23 protein-coding genes and 1 pseudogene are annotated in these 18770 nt (G+C 61.7%); 8 read left to right on the top strand and 16 right to left on the bottom strand.

The genetic code is table 11. The features are described 5' to 3' along the window. Together A985_RS26200 and A985_RS0118855 are read left to right on the top strand one after the other, a co-directional pair. A partial coding sequence (locus A985_RS26200) for a DMT family transporter (RefSeq protein ID WP_039830520.1) occupies positions 1 to 458 on the top strand: 458 nt, incomplete at its 5' end. Between the two features lie 91 nt (positions 459 to 549). Next, positions 550 to 1143: a malonic semialdehyde reductase gene (locus A985_RS0118855; protein WP_017234931.1), complete on the top strand. Its 594-nt coding sequence runs from the start codon at positions 550 to 552 to the stop codon at positions 1141 to 1143. Positions 1144 to 1282: 139 nt separating this feature from the next. Here A985_RS0118855 and nth read toward each other — a convergent pair whose 3' ends face one another. Then, positions 1283 to 1927: an endonuclease III gene (gene nth, locus A985_RS0118860; protein ID WP_017234932.1), complete on the bottom strand. Its 645-nt coding sequence runs from the start codon at positions 1925 to 1927 to the stop codon at positions 1283 to 1285. Between the two features lie 65 nt (positions 1928 to 1992). Further along, positions 1993 to 2886: an electron transport complex subunit RsxB gene (rsxB, locus tag A985_RS0118865; RefSeq protein ID WP_017234933.1), complete on the bottom strand. Its 894-nt coding sequence runs from the start codon at positions 2884 to 2886 to the stop codon at positions 1993 to 1995. Positions 2887 to 2990: 104 nt separating this feature from the next. On the opposite strand from rsxB, the gene A985_RS0118870 reads away from it, so the two are divergent. Further along, a complete protein-coding gene (locus A985_RS0118870) occupies positions 2991 to 3629 on the top strand; it encodes a TetR/AcrR family transcriptional regulator (protein ID WP_017234934.1) in 639 nt (212 codons plus the stop codon). 107 nt (positions 3630 to 3736) lie between these two features. Here A985_RS0118870 and A985_RS26205 read toward each other — a convergent pair whose 3' ends face one another. Together A985_RS26205 and A985_RS0118880 are read right to left on the bottom strand one after the other, a co-directional pair. Then, positions 3737 to 4978, bottom strand: coding sequence for a polyhydroxyalkanoate depolymerase (locus tag A985_RS26205; protein ID WP_051060260.1), 1242 nt, complete (start codon positions 4976 to 4978; stop codon positions 3737 to 3739). Positions 4979 to 5196: 218 nt separating this feature from the next. Further along, positions 5197 to 6396, bottom strand: coding sequence for an amino acid aminotransferase (locus A985_RS0118880; RefSeq protein WP_017234936.1), 1200 nt, complete (start codon positions 6394 to 6396; stop codon positions 5197 to 5199). A gap of 319 nt (positions 6397 to 6715) precedes the next feature. Between A985_RS0118880 and uvrB the strand changes: the two genes are divergently transcribed. Next, positions 6716 to 8803, top strand: a complete 2088-nt coding sequence (uvrB, locus tag A985_RS26210; protein ID WP_017234937.1) for an excinuclease ABC subunit UvrB — start codon at positions 6716 to 6718, stop codon at positions 8801 to 8803. 98 nt (positions 8804 to 8901) lie between these two features. On the opposite strand, the gene A985_RS0118890 is transcribed toward uvrB, so the two are convergent. From A985_RS0118890 to A985_RS27170, 4 genes and pseudogenes are all read right to left on the bottom strand, one after another. Next, positions 8902 to 9987 (bottom strand): phage integrase Arm DNA-binding domain-containing protein, encoded by a 1086-nt coding sequence (locus A985_RS0118890; protein WP_017234938.1) that lies wholly within the window; start codon positions 9985 to 9987, stop codon positions 8902 to 8904. A 5-nt stretch (positions 9988 to 9992) separates the two neighbouring features. After that, positions 9993 to 10190, bottom strand: coding sequence for an excisionase (locus tag A985_RS0118895; RefSeq protein ID WP_017234939.1), 198 nt, complete (start codon positions 10188 to 10190; stop codon positions 9993 to 9995). A 72-nt stretch (positions 10191 to 10262) separates the two neighbouring features. Continuing rightward, positions 10263 to 10436, bottom strand: coding sequence for a hypothetical protein (locus A985_RS0118900; protein WP_157211518.1), 174 nt, complete (start codon positions 10434 to 10436; stop codon positions 10263 to 10265). 23 nt (positions 10437 to 10459) lie between these two features. Further along, positions 10460 to 12245 (bottom strand): annotated as a pseudogene (locus A985_RS27170) (DNA cytosine methyltransferase). Between the two features lie 32 nt (positions 12246 to 12277). Between A985_RS27170 and A985_RS0118910 the strand changes: the two are divergent. Together A985_RS0118910 and A985_RS0118915 are read left to right on the top strand one after the other, a co-directional pair. After that, positions 12278 to 12907, top strand: a complete 630-nt coding sequence (locus A985_RS0118910) for a hypothetical protein (RefSeq protein ID WP_017234942.1) — start codon at positions 12278 to 12280, stop codon at positions 12905 to 12907. Positions 12908 to 12989: 82 nt separating this feature from the next. Continuing rightward, positions 12990 to 13538 carry a hypothetical protein gene (locus A985_RS0118915; protein WP_157211519.1) on the top strand — a complete coding sequence of 183 codons (549 nt, stop codon included), beginning with the start codon at positions 12990 to 12992 and terminating at the stop codon, positions 13536 to 13538. Positions 13539 to 13552: 14 nt separating this feature from the next. Here A985_RS0118915 and A985_RS0118920 read toward each other — a convergent pair whose 3' ends face one another. The 3 genes from A985_RS0118920 to A985_RS0118930 are packed head-to-tail and all read right to left on the bottom strand — an operon-like array spanning position 13553 to position 15235. After that, complete coding sequence (locus A985_RS0118920) at positions 13553 to 14650, bottom strand: hypothetical protein (RefSeq protein ID WP_017234944.1); 1098 nt, start codon at positions 14648 to 14650, stop codon at positions 13553 to 13555. Continuing rightward, positions 14643 to 14909 (bottom strand): hypothetical protein, encoded by a 267-nt coding sequence (locus A985_RS0118925; RefSeq protein WP_017234945.1) that lies wholly within the window; start codon positions 14907 to 14909, stop codon positions 14643 to 14645. The genes A985_RS0118920 and A985_RS0118925 overlap by 8 nt, the downstream gene beginning before the upstream one ends. Then, positions 14906 to 15235, bottom strand: coding sequence for a hypothetical protein (locus A985_RS0118930; protein WP_017234946.1), 330 nt, complete (start codon positions 15233 to 15235; stop codon positions 14906 to 14908). Before A985_RS0118930 ends, A985_RS0118925 begins: the two co-directional genes overlap by 4 nt. Here A985_RS0118930 and A985_RS28310 point away from each other — a divergent pair. Further along, a complete protein-coding gene (locus A985_RS28310) occupies positions 15234 to 15833 on the top strand; it encodes a hypothetical protein (RefSeq protein WP_157211520.1) in 600 nt (199 codons plus the stop codon). The two genes, A985_RS0118930 and A985_RS28310, sit on opposite strands and share 2 nt — an antisense overlap. Positions 15834 to 16205: 372 nt before the next feature. Here A985_RS28310 and A985_RS28315 read toward each other — a convergent pair whose 3' ends face one another. From A985_RS28315 to A985_RS28320, 5 genes are all read right to left on the bottom strand, one after another. Then, a complete protein-coding gene (locus A985_RS28315; RefSeq protein ID WP_017234948.1) occupies positions 16206 to 16367 on the bottom strand; it encodes a hypothetical protein in 162 nt (53 codons plus the stop codon). 1 nt (position 16368) lies between these two features. Continuing rightward, the gene (locus A985_RS27175) at positions 16369 to 16764 is read right to left on the bottom strand and encodes a hypothetical protein (RefSeq protein WP_017234949.1); all 396 of its coding nucleotides are present in this window, start codon (positions 16762 to 16764) and stop codon (positions 16369 to 16371) included. A 9-nt stretch (positions 16765 to 16773) separates the two neighbouring features. Beyond that, positions 16774 to 17283 carry a ParB/Srx family N-terminal domain-containing protein gene (locus tag A985_RS26230; RefSeq protein ID WP_017234950.1) on the bottom strand — a complete coding sequence of 170 codons (510 nt, stop codon included), beginning with the start codon at positions 17281 to 17283 and terminating at the stop codon, positions 16774 to 16776. Then, entirely contained in the window at positions 17280 to 17537 is a 258-nt protein-coding gene (locus tag A985_RS0118950; RefSeq protein WP_017234951.1) for a hypothetical protein, read from the bottom strand. Before A985_RS0118950 ends, A985_RS26230 begins: the two co-directional genes overlap by 4 nt. Positions 17538 to 17660: 123 nt before the next feature. Then, on the bottom strand, positions 17661 to 17810 hold the full coding sequence (locus A985_RS28320; RefSeq protein ID WP_017234953.1) for a hypothetical protein: 150 nt from the start codon (positions 17808 to 17810) through the stop codon (positions 17661 to 17663). An 80-nt stretch (positions 17811 to 17890) separates the two neighbouring features. On the opposite strand from A985_RS28320, the gene A985_RS27180 reads away from it, so the two are divergent. Beyond that, complete coding sequence (locus A985_RS27180; RefSeq protein WP_017234954.1) at positions 17891 to 18646, top strand: hypothetical protein; 756 nt, start codon at positions 17891 to 17893, stop codon at positions 18644 to 18646. Positions 18647 to 18770: the final 124 nt, after the last annotated feature.

Consider the following 18770-nt stretch of genomic DNA (forward strand, 5'->3'; position numbering starts at 1 on the left):
GACAGGGGCAGCCGCTGGGCATGGCGCTGGCCGTGGCGGCGGCGTTGATCTATTCGGGCTACATCGTGATCGGCGCGCGGTTGACACGCGGTGTCGATGCCCGCGCCACGGCAACGCTCGTCTGCCTGGCGGCCACCGTTTCCTTCGGGGCGATGGCGGCGGTGCGAACCACGCAAGGGCTGCCGCTGCAATGGCCCGCAGGCGCCGGGGGCTGGGCGGCGCTCGCGGCCATTGCCGTGTGTTCGACGGTCGTCGCCATTCTGACCTTCTTCGCTGGTTTGCAACGACTGGGGGCGGGACGCGCCTCCATGCTCTCGACGCTGGAGCCGGTCGTCACGGTGCTGCTCGCGGCCATGCTGCTGGGCGAAACGCTCACGGCGGCACAGCTGGGCGGCGGCGTGCTGATTCTGGCGGGCGTGGTCTGGCTGTCGGCGCGTGGCGCCGCCGCAACCCCCTGATGTCGCGGGCATTTTTGCCACCTCAGCGCGTGTCGCGCGGCAACGGTACAATCGCCGGTCATTCGCCACTCATCTCCCGAGGTCCATTGTCATGAGCATCATCGCCAAAGAAGCCATCGCCCAACTATTCACCGATGCCCGCACGCACAATGTGTGGCTCGACAAAACGGTCAGCGATGAAACGCTGCGTGAGCTGTACGACCTCGTCAAATGGGGCCCGACGTCGGCCAACACCACGCCCGCGCGCGTGGTCTTCGTGAAGAGCCCGGAAGCGAAGAACAAGCTGCTTGAATGCATGGCGCCGGGCAACGTGGACAAGACCCGCACGGCGCCCGTGACGGCCATCATCGCGTACGACCTGAAGTTCTACGAGCACCTGCCCAAGCTGTTCCCGAACGGGGCCGACAAGATGGTGCCGATGTTCTCGGGCGACCCCGCCAAGGCTGCCGGTGCCGCGCACATGAACAGTTCGCTGCAAGGCGGCTACTTCATCCTCGCCGCCCGCGCGCTGGGCCTCGACTGTGGCCCGATGGCCGGTTTCGACGCACAGAAGGTCAACGACACCTTCTTCGGCGGTACCGAGTGGCGTGTGAACTTCATCTGCAATCTGGGCTACGGCGATCACGGCAAGCTGTTCCCGCGCAATCCGCGCTTGTCGTTCGACGAGGCGGCGCGCATCATCTAAGCAGGATTTGTCGCGCGCCGCGCGCATTTTCGGCGCGTACAGAACAAACGGGCGGTCCCGATGTCGGGACCGCCCGTTGTCATTTGTGTCGTCTGCGTCGATTGCGTCGATTGCGACGGCGTTGCCGGGGAAGCGCCGGTCAGCCCTTCGGCGCGGGCGTCTTGGGACGGAAGTCGCACAACGGCTCGATGGCGCAATGCCAGCATTCCGGCTTGCGCGCCTTGCACACATAGCGGCCGTGCAAAATGAGCCAGTGGTGGGCATCGTGCTTGAACTCGCGCGGGATGACGCGCTCCAGCGCCAGTTCCACGGCCAGCGGATCCTTGCCAGGTGCGAGACCCGTGCGGTTCGCCACGCGGAAGATGTGCGTATCGACGGCAATGGTGTCTTCGCCAAACGCGGTATTGAGCACCACATTGGCCGTCTTGCGACCGACGCCCGGCAGCGTTTCGAGCGCTTCGCGCGAGCGGGGCACTTCGCCGCCGTGCGCGTCGAGCAGCAACTGGCAGGTGGCGATGACGTTCTTGGCCTTGGTGCGGTACAGCCCGATTGTCTTGATGTAATCGGCAACCCCGGCCTCGCCCAGCGCAAGCATCTTCGCCGGGGTGTTGGCCACCGCGTAGAGCTTGCGTGTGGCCTTGTTGACGGAGACGTCGGTCGCCTGGGCCGAAAGCAGCACGGCGATCAACAACTCGAATGGCGACGTGTACTCCAGCTCCGTCGTCGGATGCGGATTCAGTTGCTGCAACGTTTCGAACAGGGCGCGTCGTTTGGCGTCGTTCATGGCGGGTGGCGCGTGGGTTGGGGCGTTTGTCTTGTTATCAGGTGACGGCGTGTGCGGCTGCCCGCCTAGACCTTTTGCGGGGTGCTGTCGGCGCCCGAGGGGGCGGCATCGTCGTCTGGGCTGAGGCCCAGGCGTTTGCGACGGGCTTCCGCTTCGTCGATCTGTGCCTGCACGGCGGCCGAAACGTGCGTGGTGTTCTTCGGCGCGAGGCCTTCGGCCGCCAGCGCGGCCTTTTTCTCTCTCGCGCGCGCCAAAGCCGCTTGAATGATGGCCTGCTTGCGAGCCGCCGCCGCAGCGGCTTCATCGGCTACGGGGGACGGCGCCGGCGCCACGTCGCCCGTTTGCGCTACCGGCGACACCTCTTGCCCGGAGGCGGGCGCCGAAGGCGTGCCGGGCGCTGCGGGAGCAACCCGCGCCGCGCGCGCGGCCAGCCGCGCTTCCCGCGCCGCCCGATCCTTCGCGAGACGGGCCTGATTCACCTCGAAATGCGAGCGCGCGTCGTCGGCTTGCGTTTGCGACCAGGCATCCCAGCCGGTGCGCTCGCCGGTGACCGGCACCATGTCGATGCAGTCGACGGGGCAGGGCGGCACGCAGAGATCGCAGCCGGTGCAACGGTCCTCGATCACGGTGTGCATCAGTTTGGCGGCGCCGACGATGGCGTCGACCGGGCAGGCCTGCAGGCAGAGCGTGCAACCGATACACAGCGATTCGTCGATGACCGCGCGCGGCCGGGGACGCTCTGCGCCGTTGTCCGGATTCAGCGCGATGATGGGGCGATCCAGCAGCTTGGCCAGACGCGCCACGCCCTCGGCGCCGCCGGGCGGGCACTGGTTGTAGCTGGCCTGACCGCTGGCGATGGCATCGGCATACGGGCGGCACCCGGCGTAACCGCACTTGGTGCACTGCGTCTGGGGCAAAAGGGCATCGATGCGCTGCGCGAGCGCGCTAACTTCGGACACGTCGTTTGAGGGGGATTCGGCGGAAAGTCGAATTATCCTGCATTTTCCGGAAACACTGAAACCGATGTGCCATAATTCCGCCCGATGAGAACGACCGGCCGATCATGACTACACCTCAAACCAAGATCAAACGCGACCCCGAACGCACGCGTCAGCGCATTCTTGCTGCGGCGATCGAGGAGTTTGCGGAGCGGGGTTCAAGCGGTGCGCGCGTGGACAGCATTGCACGCCGAGCCGACATCAACGAGCGCATGTTGTATTACTACTTCGGCAACAAGGACCAGCTCTATCTGGCGGTGCTCGAGGAGGTCTATGGCGAATTCAATCGCGCCGAACACGCGCTCAGGCTGGATGTGCTGGCGCCGCTCGACGCCGTGGCCGAACTGGCCCACTTCGTGTGGGACTATTACGCCGACCATCCGGAACTGATTCGGCTCATCAACAACGAGAATCTGCACGACGCGAAGTCGATGCGTCAGTCGACCGAGATTCGCCAACAGGTCTCACCGATTGTCGAGCTGCTCGCGCAGACGCTCAAGCGCGGCGAAGCCAGCGGCGAAATCCGGCCGGGCGTCGATCCGGTCGATCTGTACGTGACGATCTCGGCGATGGGCTACTACGTGATGTCGAACCGCCACACGCTGTCCATCGTGATGGGGCGTGATTTCATGGCCGGCGACGCGCGCACGTCGTATTCGTCCTTCAATACGCAAATGCTGCTGGATTCATTGCGTACGCGATGACCGATTGAGCATGTGGCGCTTGCCGTAGGCTCGTCAAAACAAAACCGCCGCGAGGGCCGAAGCCCCGCGGCGGTTTTGTCATGGCCGCTCGGCGAACCGGTGAAGGTTCAGGCGTGCTTGGCGATGAAGTCGCGAATCTGCGGATAAATCACGTTGCGCCAACGACTGCCCGAGAAAATGCCGTAATGGCCGCAAGCCGGGGCGGTAAAATGCGCCCGCCGTTTGGCGGGGATGCCGATGCACAGCTCATGCGCGGCCTGGGTCTGTCCGCTGCCCGAAATGTCGTCCAGCTCGCCTTCGATGGTGAAGAGCGCCGTGGTCTTGATGTCCTGCGGACGAACCCGCTGGCCAGCCACGTCCCACGTACCGCGCGCGAGGCTGAAGTCCTGGAAAACGGTCTTGATCGTGTCGAGGTAGTACTCGGCAGCCATGTCGAGCACCGCGTTGTACTCGTCGTAGAAGCGACGATGCGAGTCGGCGTCGTCGTTGTCGCCGCGTACCAGGTCCAGATAGAAATCCCAGTGCGACGTCAGGTGACGGTCAGGGTTCATCGCCACGAACCCGGCGTGCTGAAGGAAGCCCGGATAGACCAGCCGGCCCGAGCCCGGATAATTGGCGGGCACCGGATGGATCACGTGATTCTCGAACCACTCGTACGACTTGTTCGTCGCCAGCGAGTTGACCGACGTCGGACTCTTGCTCGCGTCGATCGGGCCGCCCATCATCGTCATGGTCTTGGGCGTCGTTTCGCCGTTCGATGCCATGAGCGAGATGGCGCCGAGCACCGGCACGGTGGGTTGGCACACCGAAATGACGTGCAGGTTCTCCGCGCCGATGTGGCGAATGAACGCCTGGATGTACGCGACGTAGTCGTCAAGATGGAACGCGCCGGCTTCGAGCGGCACCATGCGCGCATCGATCCAGTCGGTGATGTAGACCTTATGGTCCTTGAGCAGCGTTTTGACGGTGTCGCGCAGCAGCGTGGCGTGGTGGCCGGAGAGCGGCGCGACCACGAGCACGACCGGGTCGTCCTTGAGCTGCCCGACGGCACTGGCGTCGTCGGCGTACCGCTTGAAGCGCAGCAGGCGGCAGAACGGCTTTTCCATCGCGGTGACTTCCACGACCGGAATATTGTGACCGCCGACTTCGACGGCCTTGATATTGAATTCGGGCTTTTCGTAATCCTTGCCGAGCCGGTAGAGCAACTCGTATCCCGCGGCGATGCGGGGCGCGCCCGGCATCATGGCCAACGGGCTGCCCGGATTGACGAACGTGGTCGCCGCTGCCTTGGCCCAGGTGGTCAGGGGGTTCAACCACGCACGGTTGTATTCGTGAATCTGATACAGCATGTTGTGTGCCCAGAGGCGGATGGTGAGCGAATTATGCAACCGTTTATCGCGGCTGTGCAACGCAGCATAACCCTGATATATGGCATTTCTGCATCATTGCGATAGTTTTTGACTATTCTGACAATTGTTTTCAATTATCGTTGCTGCGCTGCAACAAATTGGGGTGCAAAAAAAGCCCGCCGGGTGGCGGGCTTCGACTTCGACGATGCCGGATGGGCTCAGCGCAGCACTTGGGCGATGGCCGAGGCGACGCGGTCGATGTTCTTGTCGTTGAGCGCGGCCACGCAGATACGGCCCGTGCTCACGGCATAGATGCCGAACTCTTCACGCAGGCGTTCGACCTGGTCGGCGGTGAGGCCCGAGTACGAGAACATGCCGCGTTGTTTGATCACGAACGAGAAATCGCGTTCCACGCCATGCGCACGCAGCTTCTCGACCAGGGCGAGACGCATCGCGCGGATGCGCTCACGCATTTCGGCCAGTTCCTCTTCCCACAGCGCGCGCAGCTCGGGGCTGCCCAGCACGGCGGCGACGACCGAGCCGCCATGCGTCGGCGGGTTCGAGTAGTTGGTGCGGATCACGCGCTTGAGTTGCGAGAGCACTCGGGCCGATTCGTCCTTGCTGCCCGTCACGATCGACAGGGCACCCACGCGTTCACCGTACAGCGAGAACGACTTCGAGAACGAGCTGGACACGAAGAAGTCCAGGCCGGTGGAGGCGAACAGGCGCACCACGGCGGCGTCGGCGTCGATGCCGTCACCGAAACCTTGATAGGCGATGTCGAGGAACGGCACCAGTTTGCGAGCCTTCACGACCTCGACGACTTGTGCCCACTGGTCCATCGACAGGTCGACGCCGGTCGGGTTGTGACAGCAGGCGTGCAGTACGACGATGGTGCCTTCGGGTTCCTTGCCGAGCATGTCGAGCATGCCCGCCAGATTCACGCCATGCGAGTCGGCGTCGTAGTACGGGTACGAGACGACGTTGAAGCCGGCTTGGCTGAACAGCGCGCGGTGGTTTTCCCAGCTCGGATCGCTGATGGCGACGGTGGCATTCGGGTTCAGTTGCTTGAGGAAGTCAGCGCCGATCTTGAGGGCGCCGGTGCCGCCCAGGGCTTGCGCGGTGACCACGCGGCCTTCGGCCAGCACGGGCGATTCCTTGCCGAACAGCATTTCCTGCACGGCCTTGTCGTAGGCGGCAATGCCTTCGATCGGCAGGGAGCCGCGCGGCAGACCGGCGGCCACGCGTTGTTCTTCGGCGGCCTTCACGGCCTTGAGCAGGGGGAGCTTGCCTTCCGCATTGAAATACACGCCCACGCCCAGGTTCACCTTCTCGGTGCGGTGATCGGCGTTGTAGGCTTCGTTCAGGCCAAGGATGGGGTCGCGCGGGGCGAGTTCGACAGCGGAGAACAGGGTCATTTCGACGGCTCGAGGCAGGTAGTAGGAAAACGCGGTGGGTCGGCGGTATCAGACGCGCGATCAGCTCAACGCGACATTTTAACGAAGATTCCCCACGCTTGTGGGAAACACAGGCGTGCGCGCGCGAAATCGCCTCCCTTTGACACGAAAACTGCCACGTATTGCCAGAAATTGACGACATTGACGTGCCATGCGTCAGGGGGCGACATCGTCGGCCCGGCCTCGCGCCGCAGAAGGATCGGTTGTCACCCATGGGCCTCAGGGAATCGTCCGACGCGCTAAAATGCCGGATTACGTCCCTCACGCTTGCGCCCTCGCCATGACTCCTGCGGCAGACAACGATCTCGACGAAAGCAAGTTCCTGACGTTTCCGGATTCGCCTTATCAGCTCTACTGCCCATTTGCCGCGGCCGGCGATCAGCCGGCGGCTATCGCTCAGTTGACCGAGGGCGTGGAGGACGGGCTCGCCTTCCAGACCTTGCTCGGCGTCACCGGCTCCGGCAAGACGTTCACCATGGCGAACGTCTTGGCGCGGCTTGGGCGGCCGGCCATTGTGTTCGCACCGAACAAGACCCTCGCCGCGCAGCTCTACTCGGAATTCCGCGAGTTCTTCCCGCGAAATGCGGTGGAGTACTTCGTCTCGTACTACGACTATTACCAGCCGGAAGCCTACGTTCCGCAGCGCGATCTCTTCATCGAGAAGGATTCGTCCGTCAACGAACACATCGAGCAGATGCGTCTCTCGGCAACGAAGAGCCTGCTGGAGCGGCGCGACGTGGTCATCGTGGCGACGGTCTCGGCGATTTACGGTATCGGCAATCCGAGCGAATACCATCGGATGATTCTGACGATTCGGCAGGGCGACAAGCTGGGGCAGCGCGAGATCATCGCGCGCCTGATCGCCATGCAGTACACCCGCAACGAGACCGACTTCGGTCGCGGCACGTTCCGAGTGCGCGGCGACACCATCGACATCTTCCCGGCGGAGCACGCCGAACTGGCGTTGCGCGTCGACCTGTTCGACGACGAAGTCGATACGCTGCAACTGTTCGATCCGCTCACGGGGCGCGTGCGGCAGAAAGTGCCGCGCTTCACGGTGTACCCGTCCTCTCACTACGTGACGCCGCGCGATACGGTGCTGCGCGCCATCGAGACGATTAAGGACGAACTACGCGAGCGCCTCGACTTCTTCTACAAGGAAGGCAAGCTGGTCGAGGCGCAGCGCCTTGAGCAGCGCACCCGTTTCGATCTGGAGATGTTGCAGGAGCTGGGCTTTTGCAAGGGCATCGAGAACTATTCGAGGCATCTGTCCGGCGCGGCGCCGGGCGAGCCGCCGCCGACCCTCGTCGACTACCTGCCGCCCGATGCGTTGATGTTCCTCGACGAATCGCACGTCCTCATCGGGCAGTTCAACGGCATGTACAACGGCGACCGGGCGCGCAAGGAAAACCTCGTCAACTACGGCTTCCGGCTGCCGTCGGCGCTCGACAACCGTCCGCTCAAGTTTGCCGAATATGAGCGCAAGATGCGTCAGGCCATCTTCGTGTCGGCGACCCCGGCCGATTACGAGGCAAAGCGCACCGGGCAGGTGGTGGAGCAGGTGGTGCGTCCGACCGGCTTGATCGACCCGATCATCATCGTGCGTCCGGCCCAGACACAGGTCGACGATGTGCTGAGTGAGATCAACAAGCGCGTGGCCGTGGGCGAGCGCGTGCTCGTGACCACGCTCACCAAGCGCATGTCAGAGCAGCTCACCGATTATCTGTCGGATAACGGGGTGAAGGTTCGCTATCTGCACAGCGACATCGATACGGTCGAGCGCGTGGAGATCATTCGTGATCTGCGTCTGGGCGCGTTCGACGTGCTGGTCGGGATCAACTTGCTGCGCGAGGGGCTGGATATTCCGGAGGTGTCGCTGGTGGCGATTCTCGATGCGGACAAGGAGGGGTTCCTGCGTTCCGAGCGGTCATTGATTCAGACGATCGGGCGGGCGGCGCGTAACGTCAATGGAACGGCCATCCTCTATGGCGACAAGATGACCGATTCGATGACGCGCGCGATCGGGGAGACGGAGCGTCGCCGTGCCAAGCAGATGGCGCACAACGAGGCACACGGCATCGTGCCGCAGGGGGTGAAGAAGCGCATCAAGGACATCATCGACGGTGTCTACGACCCGCAGGGCGCCAAGGCGGAACTGGCCGAAGCCAAGGAGCAGGCGCACTACCAGGACATGTCGGAAAAGCAGCTGGCGCGCGAGATCAAGAAGCTCGAAAAGCAGATGCAGGAGCATGCGCGCAACCTGGAGTTCGAGAAGGCCGCCAAGGCGCGCGACCAGTTGCTGCACGTCAAGGCACTGGTCTTCGGCACCGACGGGGCGAGCGAGGCGGAGTTGGGGCCGAAGGCATGAAAACGACCTCCGTTCTCTTCGTCTGCATGGGCAACATCTGATATCGCCCGGAAACCCCCGTGAACACTGGGGGTGTTCAAAACTTGTTCAAAATTCGTTCAAAATCCGCCGCCGATTTTGACTCGAATCGGGGCAATGCCGCTCGGATCTGCGTAGAGCGCCGACATGCGTTCGGTGAGGTGACCCAAGAGCGCTTTCGTGTCGACATTTCCCTGTTCGCTGTACAAGCGCTTCGCTAGGCTGCGGATCTCGTGAAACGCCGGTGCATCGTCGCCCATGATCCCCGCCAGCGCGCGCGCGTCTGCGAAGGCGTGACTGATACTGTCGGGATGGACGGGGGAGCCGGTGGGCGCGTTGCCATAAGGGCGAACGTGATGAATGAGGTACTTCGTCGCGATTCTCGATGATTTGCAGCGCGTGACTACTTCACCGAGAGACATTCCCAATGCGTCGAGCCGCAGCTCAAGCGGTACCTCGATCTTCACCCCGGTTTTCCCGCGGCGCAGAAGCACTGAAGTTGCCGTGCTGGCCGGCCGCTGCCATTCCGCGATAGTCACCCGGTCTTGACCGCTCACCAGTGCCAGAAGCATTACATTCGCCAGCCACTCGTTGACCTGCGGCGCCACCTTTAGGATCGCATTGAACTCATCGATGCCGTTCAGTCGGCGGCGCTTCACCTTCACTTCTGGACTACCCGTCACTTCCGCCAGATTGGACTGCAGCCAGCCAAGCTCGACGCCGCGTCGGCACATTGAGACCATCCTGCTACGCAGCGCCTGCGCTGATCGCGCCTTCCCAGCATCCCTGAACGTTTCGAGCAACTCTGCAATGTGCTTGACCGTAAGGGCGCCGCAATCGATCGCGCCAAGCCTCTCGCGGATCGTTATATCGAGCGAGCGGCGCGACCTGAGCGTGTTTTCAGCGATGCCCTCTGTCGGCATCTTTTCCAGAAGGTCCGACACAGTCTGTCCAGCCGTCTGCAAGCGGTCAATCAGACTCTTCGAGGGCGCCACGATATGCGCGTTTGCCTCGATGGCTTGGAACTTGGCCACGGCAAGCGGAACGCGTCCTATGACGTGCGTCTTGCCACTGCGCGGGTCGCGCCAGGTGTAATACCCTGGGCGTGGCTCGTACAGATTGTCGGGCCAGTTTCCCTTGTTACGGGTGCGAGGACGGGTTGCCATAGTGATCAGGTGATTGCGATTCGTTGAACAAGGCGCGGCGCGCTGCCGTCCAGGAACTGGGCGTTCTGCTCCACATAGTAGGCCCGGCCAACCTTCACCGGGGGCGGGTAAATTTTTCCGTCACGGATCCACAGGCGTGCCGTGCGGATGGCCGGCGGCGGCGCAAAGTTCTTGCTGAGCCAGTCATTCAGTCGGACTTTCATCTTTCACTCCCCATTGCTTCGCGGTCACCCGCAGAATCTCTTTCAGTGCTTCGGCCGTGGCCGGGTGGGTGGTCATTTCTTATTCAGCAATCCCAGTTGTTCAGCCTGCTCGGGCGTGATGTACATTCGACGCGGGCGTATCGCTTGGATACGCACCAACTGCTTCACGAGCGGTTCAATCGCGCTTTGATACATGCGCTGATGGAACGCAATCTCCTCGCGAAGCTGACGTTCGTATTCGTCCATGCCGTCGCCGGTCTCGTTCTGTCTCATGCTGCCACCCCCACACGGCGTTCCTTAGCTGTCCAGGCCGCCATTTCCGGCACGTTCGCGCGCACGAGCGCGGCGGCCATTGGCGGGCTGACGCTGTTGCCACACATGCGCACTTGGGCGTGCTTCGGCATACGCTTCCCGTTGAACACGGGCGCGATCACGTAGGACGCTGGAAAGCCCTGCGCTGCGTACAGCTCGTGCGGCTCAAGCATGCGCATGCCGATGTCGGCGATCTGGTATTGCTCGCAGGCGACGTTGACGAGGCCGAGGCGATCCTTGGTCGGGATCGTGTGCATCGGGTCACGGCAATCCTGATCCTGGCCGCCTTCGCTGTAGTACTTCACCAGGAAGGCGCGGACCTCGCCGATATGGTTGCCCTGCGCCGAGATTGTCGGCACAGGCTCTGCGGTAGCGCTTCCCGTGCATTCGCCGCGCAGCTTGACCATGTGCGAAGAGACCAGCGCGTGATGGTCGGTGGTCGTGACCGTGCTGGCCGGCTCATCGAGGTCGACGCCGGGGCCGTCGTAGTTGCCGCCATCGTGCTTGGCAAGGAAAGCCGAAACCAGCGCGTGCTTCGCGCCGCCGGCCACGACTGTGCCCATTGGTTTGTCGAGCCCCGGCGCGCTCGCCATAGCCGGTCTGCACCAGCGTGGCGAACGCGAGCGCGAAGTGACCACCCTTGACCTCGGCGCACTGGGTGCGCAGCGGCTTATCTGCCGGCCACGATCGTTGCGTCGATGCATTGGCGCACTCGGTCAGCACCGGGACGACCAGGCCGAGCGCGTGCGCGGCGCCGGCAGGATTTTCCTTCGGGCCAGCGGTGATCGTCGGTACCGGCTCGCGCAGGCCGGCGCCCGTCGACCCGGTGCGGAACTTGGTCAGGTGCGGCGCGACGACACCATACCCATGCTTGCCGGTGATTGTCTGCAAAGGCTCGCCGATCGGCTGGCCGCGGAACTCGGCCCCGGCGTGGTTCACCTTCACGATGTACGGCTTTGCCGAGTCGATCACGTAGCGGCGGATGCCGCGCGCGATTCGGCGCATAGTGGCCTCGGCAAGCGGCTTGGTTCGCTCGAAGATCGACGGGCAACGGATCGACCAGTCGATGCACTCGGCCGCCGTGCGCCACGGTTTGCGCAGACCTGCGAGCACAGCGGCGCTGTCCGGCGCGCCGTGCGTCGGCTCGGGCCAAACGATCGGCTTTCCGTCGCAGCGGGCGATCAGGAATAGGCGCTTGCGGATCGTGGGCGCGCCGTAGTCGCACGCGCGCAGCTCGCGGTGCTCGACCGCGTATCCCATCGCCTCAAGCTGACGGACGAAGGATCGGAACGTGTCGCCCTTGCGGCGCGGGCACGGCGAACCATCTGCCAGCACCGGGCCCCACGTCCGGAATTCCTCGACGTTCTCCAGCATGATGATGCGCGGGCGCACCAGCGCGGCCCAGCGCATCGCCACCGATGCCAGGCCGCGAATCTTCTTGTCGCGTGGCTTGCCGCCCTTGGCCTTGCTGAAGTGCTTGCAGTCGGGCGAGAACCAGGCAAGGCCGACGGGGCGACCTTGCGTCAGCGCGAGCGGATCGACGTCCCACACCGATTCGCAGTGGTGCTCGGTCTGCGGGTGGTTCATCGCGTGCATGGCGAAAGCCTCGGGATCATGGTTGATAGCGTGGTCGACGTGGCGCCCGAGGGCTAGCTCGATTCCACAGCTCGCGCCGCCGCCGCCTGCGAAATTATCGATGATCAACTCGTTGGAAATGTCGAGAAGGAACTGATCTCTGATCATGCTAGGATTCCTGAAAAAATTCGGGGCGCTAAATGAACAAGGTTGATAAATCGGTCATCGACGATGGGCGTGCGGTGCTACTTGTGGCGTTCGGCATGCTGCTCGGGGGCGTTGTCGCGTACATCTGGTCGTGGAAGACATTGATCGTTGGTCAAACAAAAGACTGGGTCGATATCGCAACTGCGATCGGGACTGTTGGCGCGGTGGTGGCAGCAGTCGGAATAGCATTGCGAGACGCGCGCTGGCGTCGTGAGACCAAGGAGTCTGAGGCGGCAATCGCCTGGGGGCTGGTAAGCGACGAACTGCGTGTCAAAGGCGATGAGCTGCAGGAGGTCCTTTCTGTGTTTCTCACTGAGCCCGACCGAATGCGTCGATCTGCGGAGGGAACCAACGCCGCCCAGCGCGTTTCTGCGAACCTCGCGTTGACGAGTCCGCACGATATGCTGATGAAGCTTGCAAGCCTTCCCGGCGGAAGGGGGGCTCACATTGCGCGTGCAGTGGGCCTGCTTCCTTCCATCAGGCAACTACTTGAAGGATATGTCCGCACCGGAAGCCCGCATGAGGTCTACACAAGCAGACAGATGGCCGTAACGAAAATCCAGGATGCACTCCGAGATATTGAGATTGCCTTCCGAGATGCGAACGACATCAGAATGAAGTAGCATCGCGCGCCCTTAGCGTCTTTAACGCGCTCGAACTTGCTTCGACGTGCTACGATGCCTGCCAAAAACGGGGGCAGCGAAGGTGAATGCAATCAATACGTACGCCGCAATTGCTTTGTTCGGTATGTTTGGGGTCGCGGGATTCAACGTGGTGCCTTGGGGAAAATTCGGCGTTGCCGAGGTGGCCTATTGGGTTCAGGCACTTGGCTCAATCGCCGCCATTGGCGCTGGCGCGTATTTCATTCACTACCAGGCGTTTCTCGCGCGGAAGAATCGACGTCGAGCGGTTCTAGCGATCGTGGAGCTGGCTGTGCGAGCCGTCACTCAATTCGGTGAGATTGACGCTGACGATGCTGCTGCGCTCGCGCAGTTCCAGACTTTGAATGATCATCGCATTCAATACGCATATAGAAGTTTGTGCGCCATACCTCTTCACGACATTGATTCGACCAAAGTGATCATGTTGATCGATGAGGCAATCGAAATACTGCGTGGAATGTCTGCGCGGTTGACTTCGACGCCCGTGGTGCCGATTCACCTCGTTGGGGTGATGGGAATAAACGCCAATTTGTATCGGAGTGAGGTTGCCCGCCTGCTTGAAATTCGGAGTGGCGTCGCCCTCGAGGTTTGAGCGATCGACCGGCATCAACATCCCGCAGGCTTCCGCTCGCCGCCATCCGCCGACAGCGCGGCGCGGTCGTAGATGGACAGCACTTGGTCCCGAGTAGCATTCAGTTCGTGATAGTTTTCGCTGATGAAGCAAGCCTTCGCGTATTTCGACAATGCTGCCTTGAACGCCTCCCGCTCATCCCCGCCCACCTTCGCGCGCTTCTCAAGCTCACGCCGCAAGAATGCGAGTAGCGAAAATCGACATGCGTCAGCATCTGCGTCGCTCATCCCTGAAACCGCATCGCCAGCGCCTGCTAGTGTCATAACAGTACGAAGGCGCGCCCCGGCAGCGCTGTCAGAGTCTTCGGAGCCGCCCATCTTCGCGGGAGACGAGAGGGCGGAACGCAGGTGAGCCTTGAGCGCATCACATGCGGCGTTTGCAGCCGTGCGATTTGTCAGTTCCTGATCGTAATACTTGGGGCCACGCGCCCATGTGAAGGTCGTATCGCACAGTCTCATGATGAGGCGCTCGGCTTCTGCAAGCCACCCATCGCCGCTCACCTGCGGCGACCCTGCGGCACGCGTAGTTGCCTGCGAGATATGGTCAAGCGCGTTCTGCCGCGGGCAATTGAGGTTACTGTGCTCGCCAATTTCGACACCGAAATGCTTGGCGATGGCATCGGCCAGCTTTTCGGCCGCATCGTGATACTGGTCGCGCTCGTCGATCAATTGCCCCAGCTCGCGCTCGCCGCCATTCACGGGAGCGGTCAACAGCGCCCGAAGCTCCTGACCGAATTGCAAGACAGCGCCGAAGGTCGGCGTGCATTCATGGGCACCGAAAACACGACATCCGATGTCAAGAATTTCAGCGTCAGTCAACGCCACTGCCTCTTGCCCTGCGCTCTGTGCGGCTGGCGTGGGGGCGGCGGCGAGCATCGAGTGATAGCGAGACGCATGAGTCTTGCGAACATTTTCCTCGCTGCAAATTTCTTTGGCTTTCTCCGGATCATTGATGTAATCGATAAGGTGCTGCATCGAAGCGCATGCTGCCGCGTCGAGCATCGCATCTGTCGGCACCTTCGGCACGAGTTGCCACTGGCTCGCATCAAACGTCACGGTCTTGTGGTCAGGCATGCTGGTTCTCCTCGGTCTGCTTGGCCGACTTGCCGCAGAGCGGGCAGAAGTTGGCGATCATGGTGACTTCCTTGCCGCGCTTGTAACCCTTTGCGTCGGCAGTTGCAGTGAAGCGAGTTTTGAAAGCCATCCACATGCCCTGCTTGCGGCCCAGAATGAAGGCGATGTCGGCCGATTTCACCTCTACGGGAGTGCCCAACTTCGTCGTCATCAGGTTGGCGATGCTCACCTCTGTTTCTTTCACGCAGTTGCAGTTCATGCTTCCACCTCATTTGACCGGGCGACCGGATGGCCCATGCAGCCGTGCTCTTTGTGGTCGAAGTTGTCGCATTTGCCGAACGGGATGAAGTTGTGTCCCTGCGACAGTTCGTCAAGGAGTTCAGCCTTCGCTTCGGCGGGCGTCATCATGCGTCCGTCGTCGTGCTTGAACATTCCTTTGAAGTCCCGGGCCTTCCAGTTCATCAGCGCACCACGAACGTCGAGGCACAGGTGGAAAGACTTCGGCTCGAATTTGAGCGTCTCCACCACAGACTTCGGCGCAGGATCGGTATTCAGGCCTTCGGGGCGGGGTTCGTAGGGGCTCATGCTAGGATTTCTCCTCACAAATTCGACCGAGATCGATATGAAAAGTCATGGGGTATCGTTTGCCATCGCGGTCGCTGTTGGGGCCGTCGGAATGGTGTTTTTTAGAAATCCGCCCACTGACAGCGGGCAATGGGCGAGCTGGGTGCAGGCAGTGGGTGCGATTGGAGCAATCGGCGGCGCCTATTCGATTGCAAGGGCTCAACAATCCGCAGAGGTCATGCGGCAGAAGCGTGCTGAGGCAGAGTCGGAGTTGCGAACCCGCCGCGAGGTGGCAAACGTCGCGTTTGATCTGATCGGCTTTCTATCGCGGAACACAGCGATTCGAAACAATGAATTTCGGAAGGCTTCGTACCGATTCGACAAGTCAGAGTACGCCGAGCTTCTTCAACGCCTCACAGAGGTGCGAAAATCGCATTTGTCGGCGGCCGAAATAAATGACGTAATCGAAATGCGTTCGTGTCTCGTCGAAAGTGGATTTCTACTGCGTTGGCCTGCACATCCGAGTTTTCTTGACGACAAAGACCTGGATCAACTGGAAACGTATCAACGTGCCGTCCGGGAGATTTCATTGCGTCGGGACGGCGATCGTCGCGCTTAAGTGTCTTCGCTGGTGGGACGCTGCGCGATGTATTCTCGCCAGGGGTTCCAGCCGTGAGGAGTATGAAAGCCCCAGTTTGCGCTGCCACGGCCCCATGATGAAGAGTGACCAGGCTTCGCCGCCCTCGGGGATTTCGAGTCGATGGCGATCCGTCGCACGCCGGAAGACGATTGAACCGGGGCGACGCCAGGCGCGGCGATATCCGCGCAAGAGGGTCGTTTCTGGACGAGCATCCCATTTGGCCGGCTGCTCCTGCTCGGTTGGCATGATTTCCCAATAGCCGCCGAGCAGCACGATGGAGATGCTCCACCACGGGTGATCGTGAAGATCCCTGCCAGCGTCACTGCGGAGTGTGTTGTGCACTCGTGCGCCTCAACTAGTATCGCGTCGCCCATCTTCGGCGGCGCTGGCATCGTGCCCGCAGGGCTTCTTGACCCACCAACGGCGCATATAGCCGCGAAGGTCGAAGTAGGGCGTGCGCTGGGCGTAAGCGATGATGGCGCGCGCGACGCTCGTCGGCATCCAGATTCGCATATCAAGCTCCGGTGGCAGGCGTGGTGGGCGCGCTGGCGGCGCCGATATCGGAATGGGCAGCAAGCAACTCGCGAAGTGCTTTTGAGCTGACCGTCACGGGAAAGTCAGTTTCGCTATTGGCGATTGCTTCTCGGTCCGCGTCGGGCAGAGAAGAGACGAAGGTGCCAATGCGCTCGACGTATGTCGTCACGGCCGTGCGTGAGTAGGACTTGCCCTTGATCGATCCGGTGGTGACTTTCTTCTTCCCGCCAGCGGATGCCTTCTCAAACTCTCCTGACAGGAACGCGCCGGCCTGTTCGCCATATTGGCGGACGGCATCTGCCGCGACTGATGCCGAGGTCTTCCCGGCAAACACCAAGCGGTGAACGTCGGAATTGGCACCAGCGAGCACGAGCATCTTTCCGACTCACGGAGGTGAGACGTGATCGGCCTCAGCAATGCGCGGGTTGTCCCAACCGAAGCGCGCAAGGCGCTGGTAGCCGAAAGCCTTCTCAAGCGGGTGCAGTTGCCGATTCTTGTTGCTCGACAGGATTTGAACGGTTCGGTCCGCATCGTTGCCGTCGAAGGCGTCGATTCGAACCATCAACTCGCCGTCGCGATCGCGGAGCGGTGCGCCGGCTGGGTCTGCTCGCCCGATGGCCGCATGGCGCCGATGCCCGTCGACCAGCCACACGCCACCTTCGGCGCGGGGCCGAACCTCAAGCGCCGGGTACTGCCCGCCAGCCATGATGTGGCGGAACAGGCTATCGTCGTCTTCCTTGGCCTTCTCCAAGGCCTCCCCGTCGAGCAGGTCCAGTGCCGCGCGAACATTGAAACTGGGTTCGACGTGGATATCCTCGTAGCGGATCTTCATTGCATCCGCGCGCCGGATTTCCTTTTCGTTGATCTTCTGTTTGAAGGACGGTGTGGCGGTCATTTATTTCCTCGTTCGCGGTCGACGTCGGAGCGCCTCTGTGCGTCGGATTTGATGTGGAAGGCGAGCGCGGCGAGCAGGATGGGCGAATGCCTTTCGAGGGCATCGCGCAAAGCCTGCTTGGCTTCGATTTCGTCGTAGTAGCGTGGCGAACCGGGGCGGGTGGGAAGTGTTGGCCGAGCGTGCCGGTCGTTCATGAGGGGGCGCAGCGTCTTCCAGGCACGTTCCGCTGCCGCTCGTTTCGCGGCATTGCTCATACGCCAGACGTCCACCTCACATAGAGGCAGGCGACGACGAGAACGCCCCAGATGGCCCAGGTGGCCAACTGGAGAGTGCGAATCCACTTGTCGGCCCCACTGACGGTCCAGATCATGAATCGATCAAACATGCGTGGGCCTCACGATGATTCGCAAAGCCTCCGTGCCGAAGCGCGCGGCGGCCGCCTGGTCGAGTTCGCTCCAGTTGCGAGCTATGCCATCTCCGCGATAGCGGCCACCGGCCGTATAGACCGTCACGATGAAGTGCTTCAAGTCCAGTCTCCTAATTCGGTGCCTGAGCGGCGGGTGATTGATTTGGTATCCTTGATGGATGGACTGATGGAGCAAAGGCGATGACGAACGAGAATGTGCCTACCGACCCGCTTGAAGGCGTCGACCTACTTATGGGGGAGTTTAAAAACGCGACTGATAGAGCTGCAGCGGTCGTTGCTGGGGCATACCTCGATGGGATGCTTGAACTAATTCTGAAGTCGTTTCTTGTTGAAGATGAGAAGAACGACGAGCAAGTATTCGAGGGGAACGGCCCACTTAGCACGTTCAGTTCGAAGATCAAGCTGACCTACCGCTTGGGGCTGATCAGCAGGGAAGAGGCACGGACTTTGGATCAGATCAGAAACATTCGAAATCGCTTTGCCCATTCGCTCGGCGGGATGACGTTTCTCGATCAAAAGGTTCGGAGTTGGTGCAACAACATAATTACACCGGCCTCGCGCGTCACGCCGGTTGAGTTCCCTCCGGAAGCCATAAATTCGCTACCCCGCCCAGACGTGAGGCCCACCGATCCTCGGGAGATTTTCGAGGAGGCCGTTTTGCTGCTCATGGCGTCGCTCCCGTCGCGCCAAACTGTCGCGCATGTAACGACACGGAAATGCCCGACCGAATTCGTGCACGCTCGCGATCCCTTCGCACTGATGCTGAGAGCCACTTTGCGTGAGCAACGATCAATTACAACATCGTTAGACAGCGGTGAAATGTCGGAAGACGACATGATGATTGCTCGGGAACGCCATGCTAGAGGCGATGATTCGGTTGCTGGTCTCGTCTACATCATCGACGCACTGGATGAATATCACGGAGGACAGCACTAGCAGTTTCTTTAGCGACCCTGAGGCGAGCAGACCCGAGATGCTGATCAGATCGGGGGAAGAGGGATACGGGCTATTTGACGTCGCCGCGCCGACGCGGATGTGCTCACTTGAAAGTGCGAGAATG

This window comes from Pandoraea sp. B-6 (assembly GCF_000282835.1).
Classification (GTDB): domain Bacteria; phylum Pseudomonadota; class Gammaproteobacteria; order Burkholderiales; family Burkholderiaceae; genus Pandoraea; species Pandoraea cepalis.

What these genes read in the sequence shown, in the direction of transcription:
- A985_RS0118855 (WP_017234931.1), top strand. Translation starts at nt 550, where the DNA reads ATGAGCATCATCGCCAAAGAAGCCATCGCCCAACTATTCACCGATGCC.
- nth (WP_017234932.1), bottom strand. Translation starts at nt 1,927, where the DNA reads ATGAACGACGCCAAACGACGCGCCCTGTTCGAAACGTTGCAGCAACTG.
- A985_RS0118870 (WP_017234934.1), top strand. Translation starts at nt 2,991, where the DNA reads ATGACTACACCTCAAACCAAGATCAAACGCGACCCCGAACGCACGCGT.
- A985_RS26205 (WP_051060260.1), bottom strand. Translation starts at nt 4,978, where the DNA reads ATGCTGTATCAGATTCACGAATACAACCGTGCGTGGTTGAACCCCCTG.
- A985_RS0118880 (WP_017234936.1), bottom strand. Translation starts at nt 6,396, where the DNA reads ATGACCCTGTTCTCCGCTGTCGAACTCGCCCCGCGCGACCCCATCCTT.
- uvrB (WP_017234937.1), top strand. Translation starts at nt 6,716, where the DNA reads ATGACTCCTGCGGCAGACAACGATCTCGACGAAAGCAAGTTCCTGACG.
- A985_RS0118890 (WP_017234938.1), bottom strand. Translation starts at nt 9,987, where the DNA reads ATGGCAACCCGTCCTCGCACCCGTAACAAGGGAAACTGGCCCGACAAT.
- A985_RS0118895 (WP_017234939.1), bottom strand. Translation starts at nt 10,190, where the DNA reads ATGAAAGTCCGACTGAATGACTGGCTCAGCAAGAACTTTGCGCCGCCG.
- A985_RS0118900 (WP_157211518.1), bottom strand. Translation starts at nt 10,436, where the DNA reads ATGGACGAATACGAACGTCAGCTTCGCGAGGAGATTGCGTTCCATCAG.
- A985_RS0118910 (WP_017234942.1), top strand. Translation starts at nt 12,278, where the DNA reads ATGAACAAGGTTGATAAATCGGTCATCGACGATGGGCGTGCGGTGCTA.
- A985_RS0118920 (WP_017234944.1), bottom strand. Translation starts at nt 14,650, where the DNA reads ATGCCTGACCACAAGACCGTGACGTTTGATGCGAGCCAGTGGCAACTC.
- A985_RS0118925 (WP_017234945.1), bottom strand. Translation starts at nt 14,909, where the DNA reads ATGAACTGCAACTGCGTGAAAGAAACAGAGGTGAGCATCGCCAACCTG.
- A985_RS28310 (WP_157211520.1), top strand. Translation starts at nt 15,234, where the DNA reads ATGCTAGGATTTCTCCTCACAAATTCGACCGAGATCGATATGAAAAGT.
- A985_RS0118930 (WP_017234946.1), bottom strand. Translation starts at nt 15,235, where the DNA reads ATGAGCCCCTACGAACCCCGCCCCGAAGGCCTGAATACCGATCCTGCG.
- A985_RS28315 (WP_017234948.1), bottom strand. Translation starts at nt 16,367, where the DNA reads ATGCGAATCTGGATGCCGACGAGCGTCGCGCGCGCCATCATCGCTTAC.
- A985_RS27175 (WP_017234949.1), bottom strand. Translation starts at nt 16,764, where the DNA reads ATGCTCGTGCTCGCTGGTGCCAATTCCGACGTTCACCGCTTGGTGTTT.
- A985_RS26230 (WP_017234950.1), bottom strand. Translation starts at nt 17,283, where the DNA reads ATGACCGCCACACCGTCCTTCAAACAGAAGATCAACGAAAAGGAAATC.
- A985_RS0118950 (WP_017234951.1), bottom strand. Translation starts at nt 17,537, where the DNA reads ATGAGCAATGCCGCGAAACGAGCGGCAGCGGAACGTGCCTGGAAGACG.
- A985_RS27180 (WP_017234954.1), top strand. Translation starts at nt 17,891, where the DNA reads ATGACGAACGAGAATGTGCCTACCGACCCGCTTGAAGGCGTCGACCTA.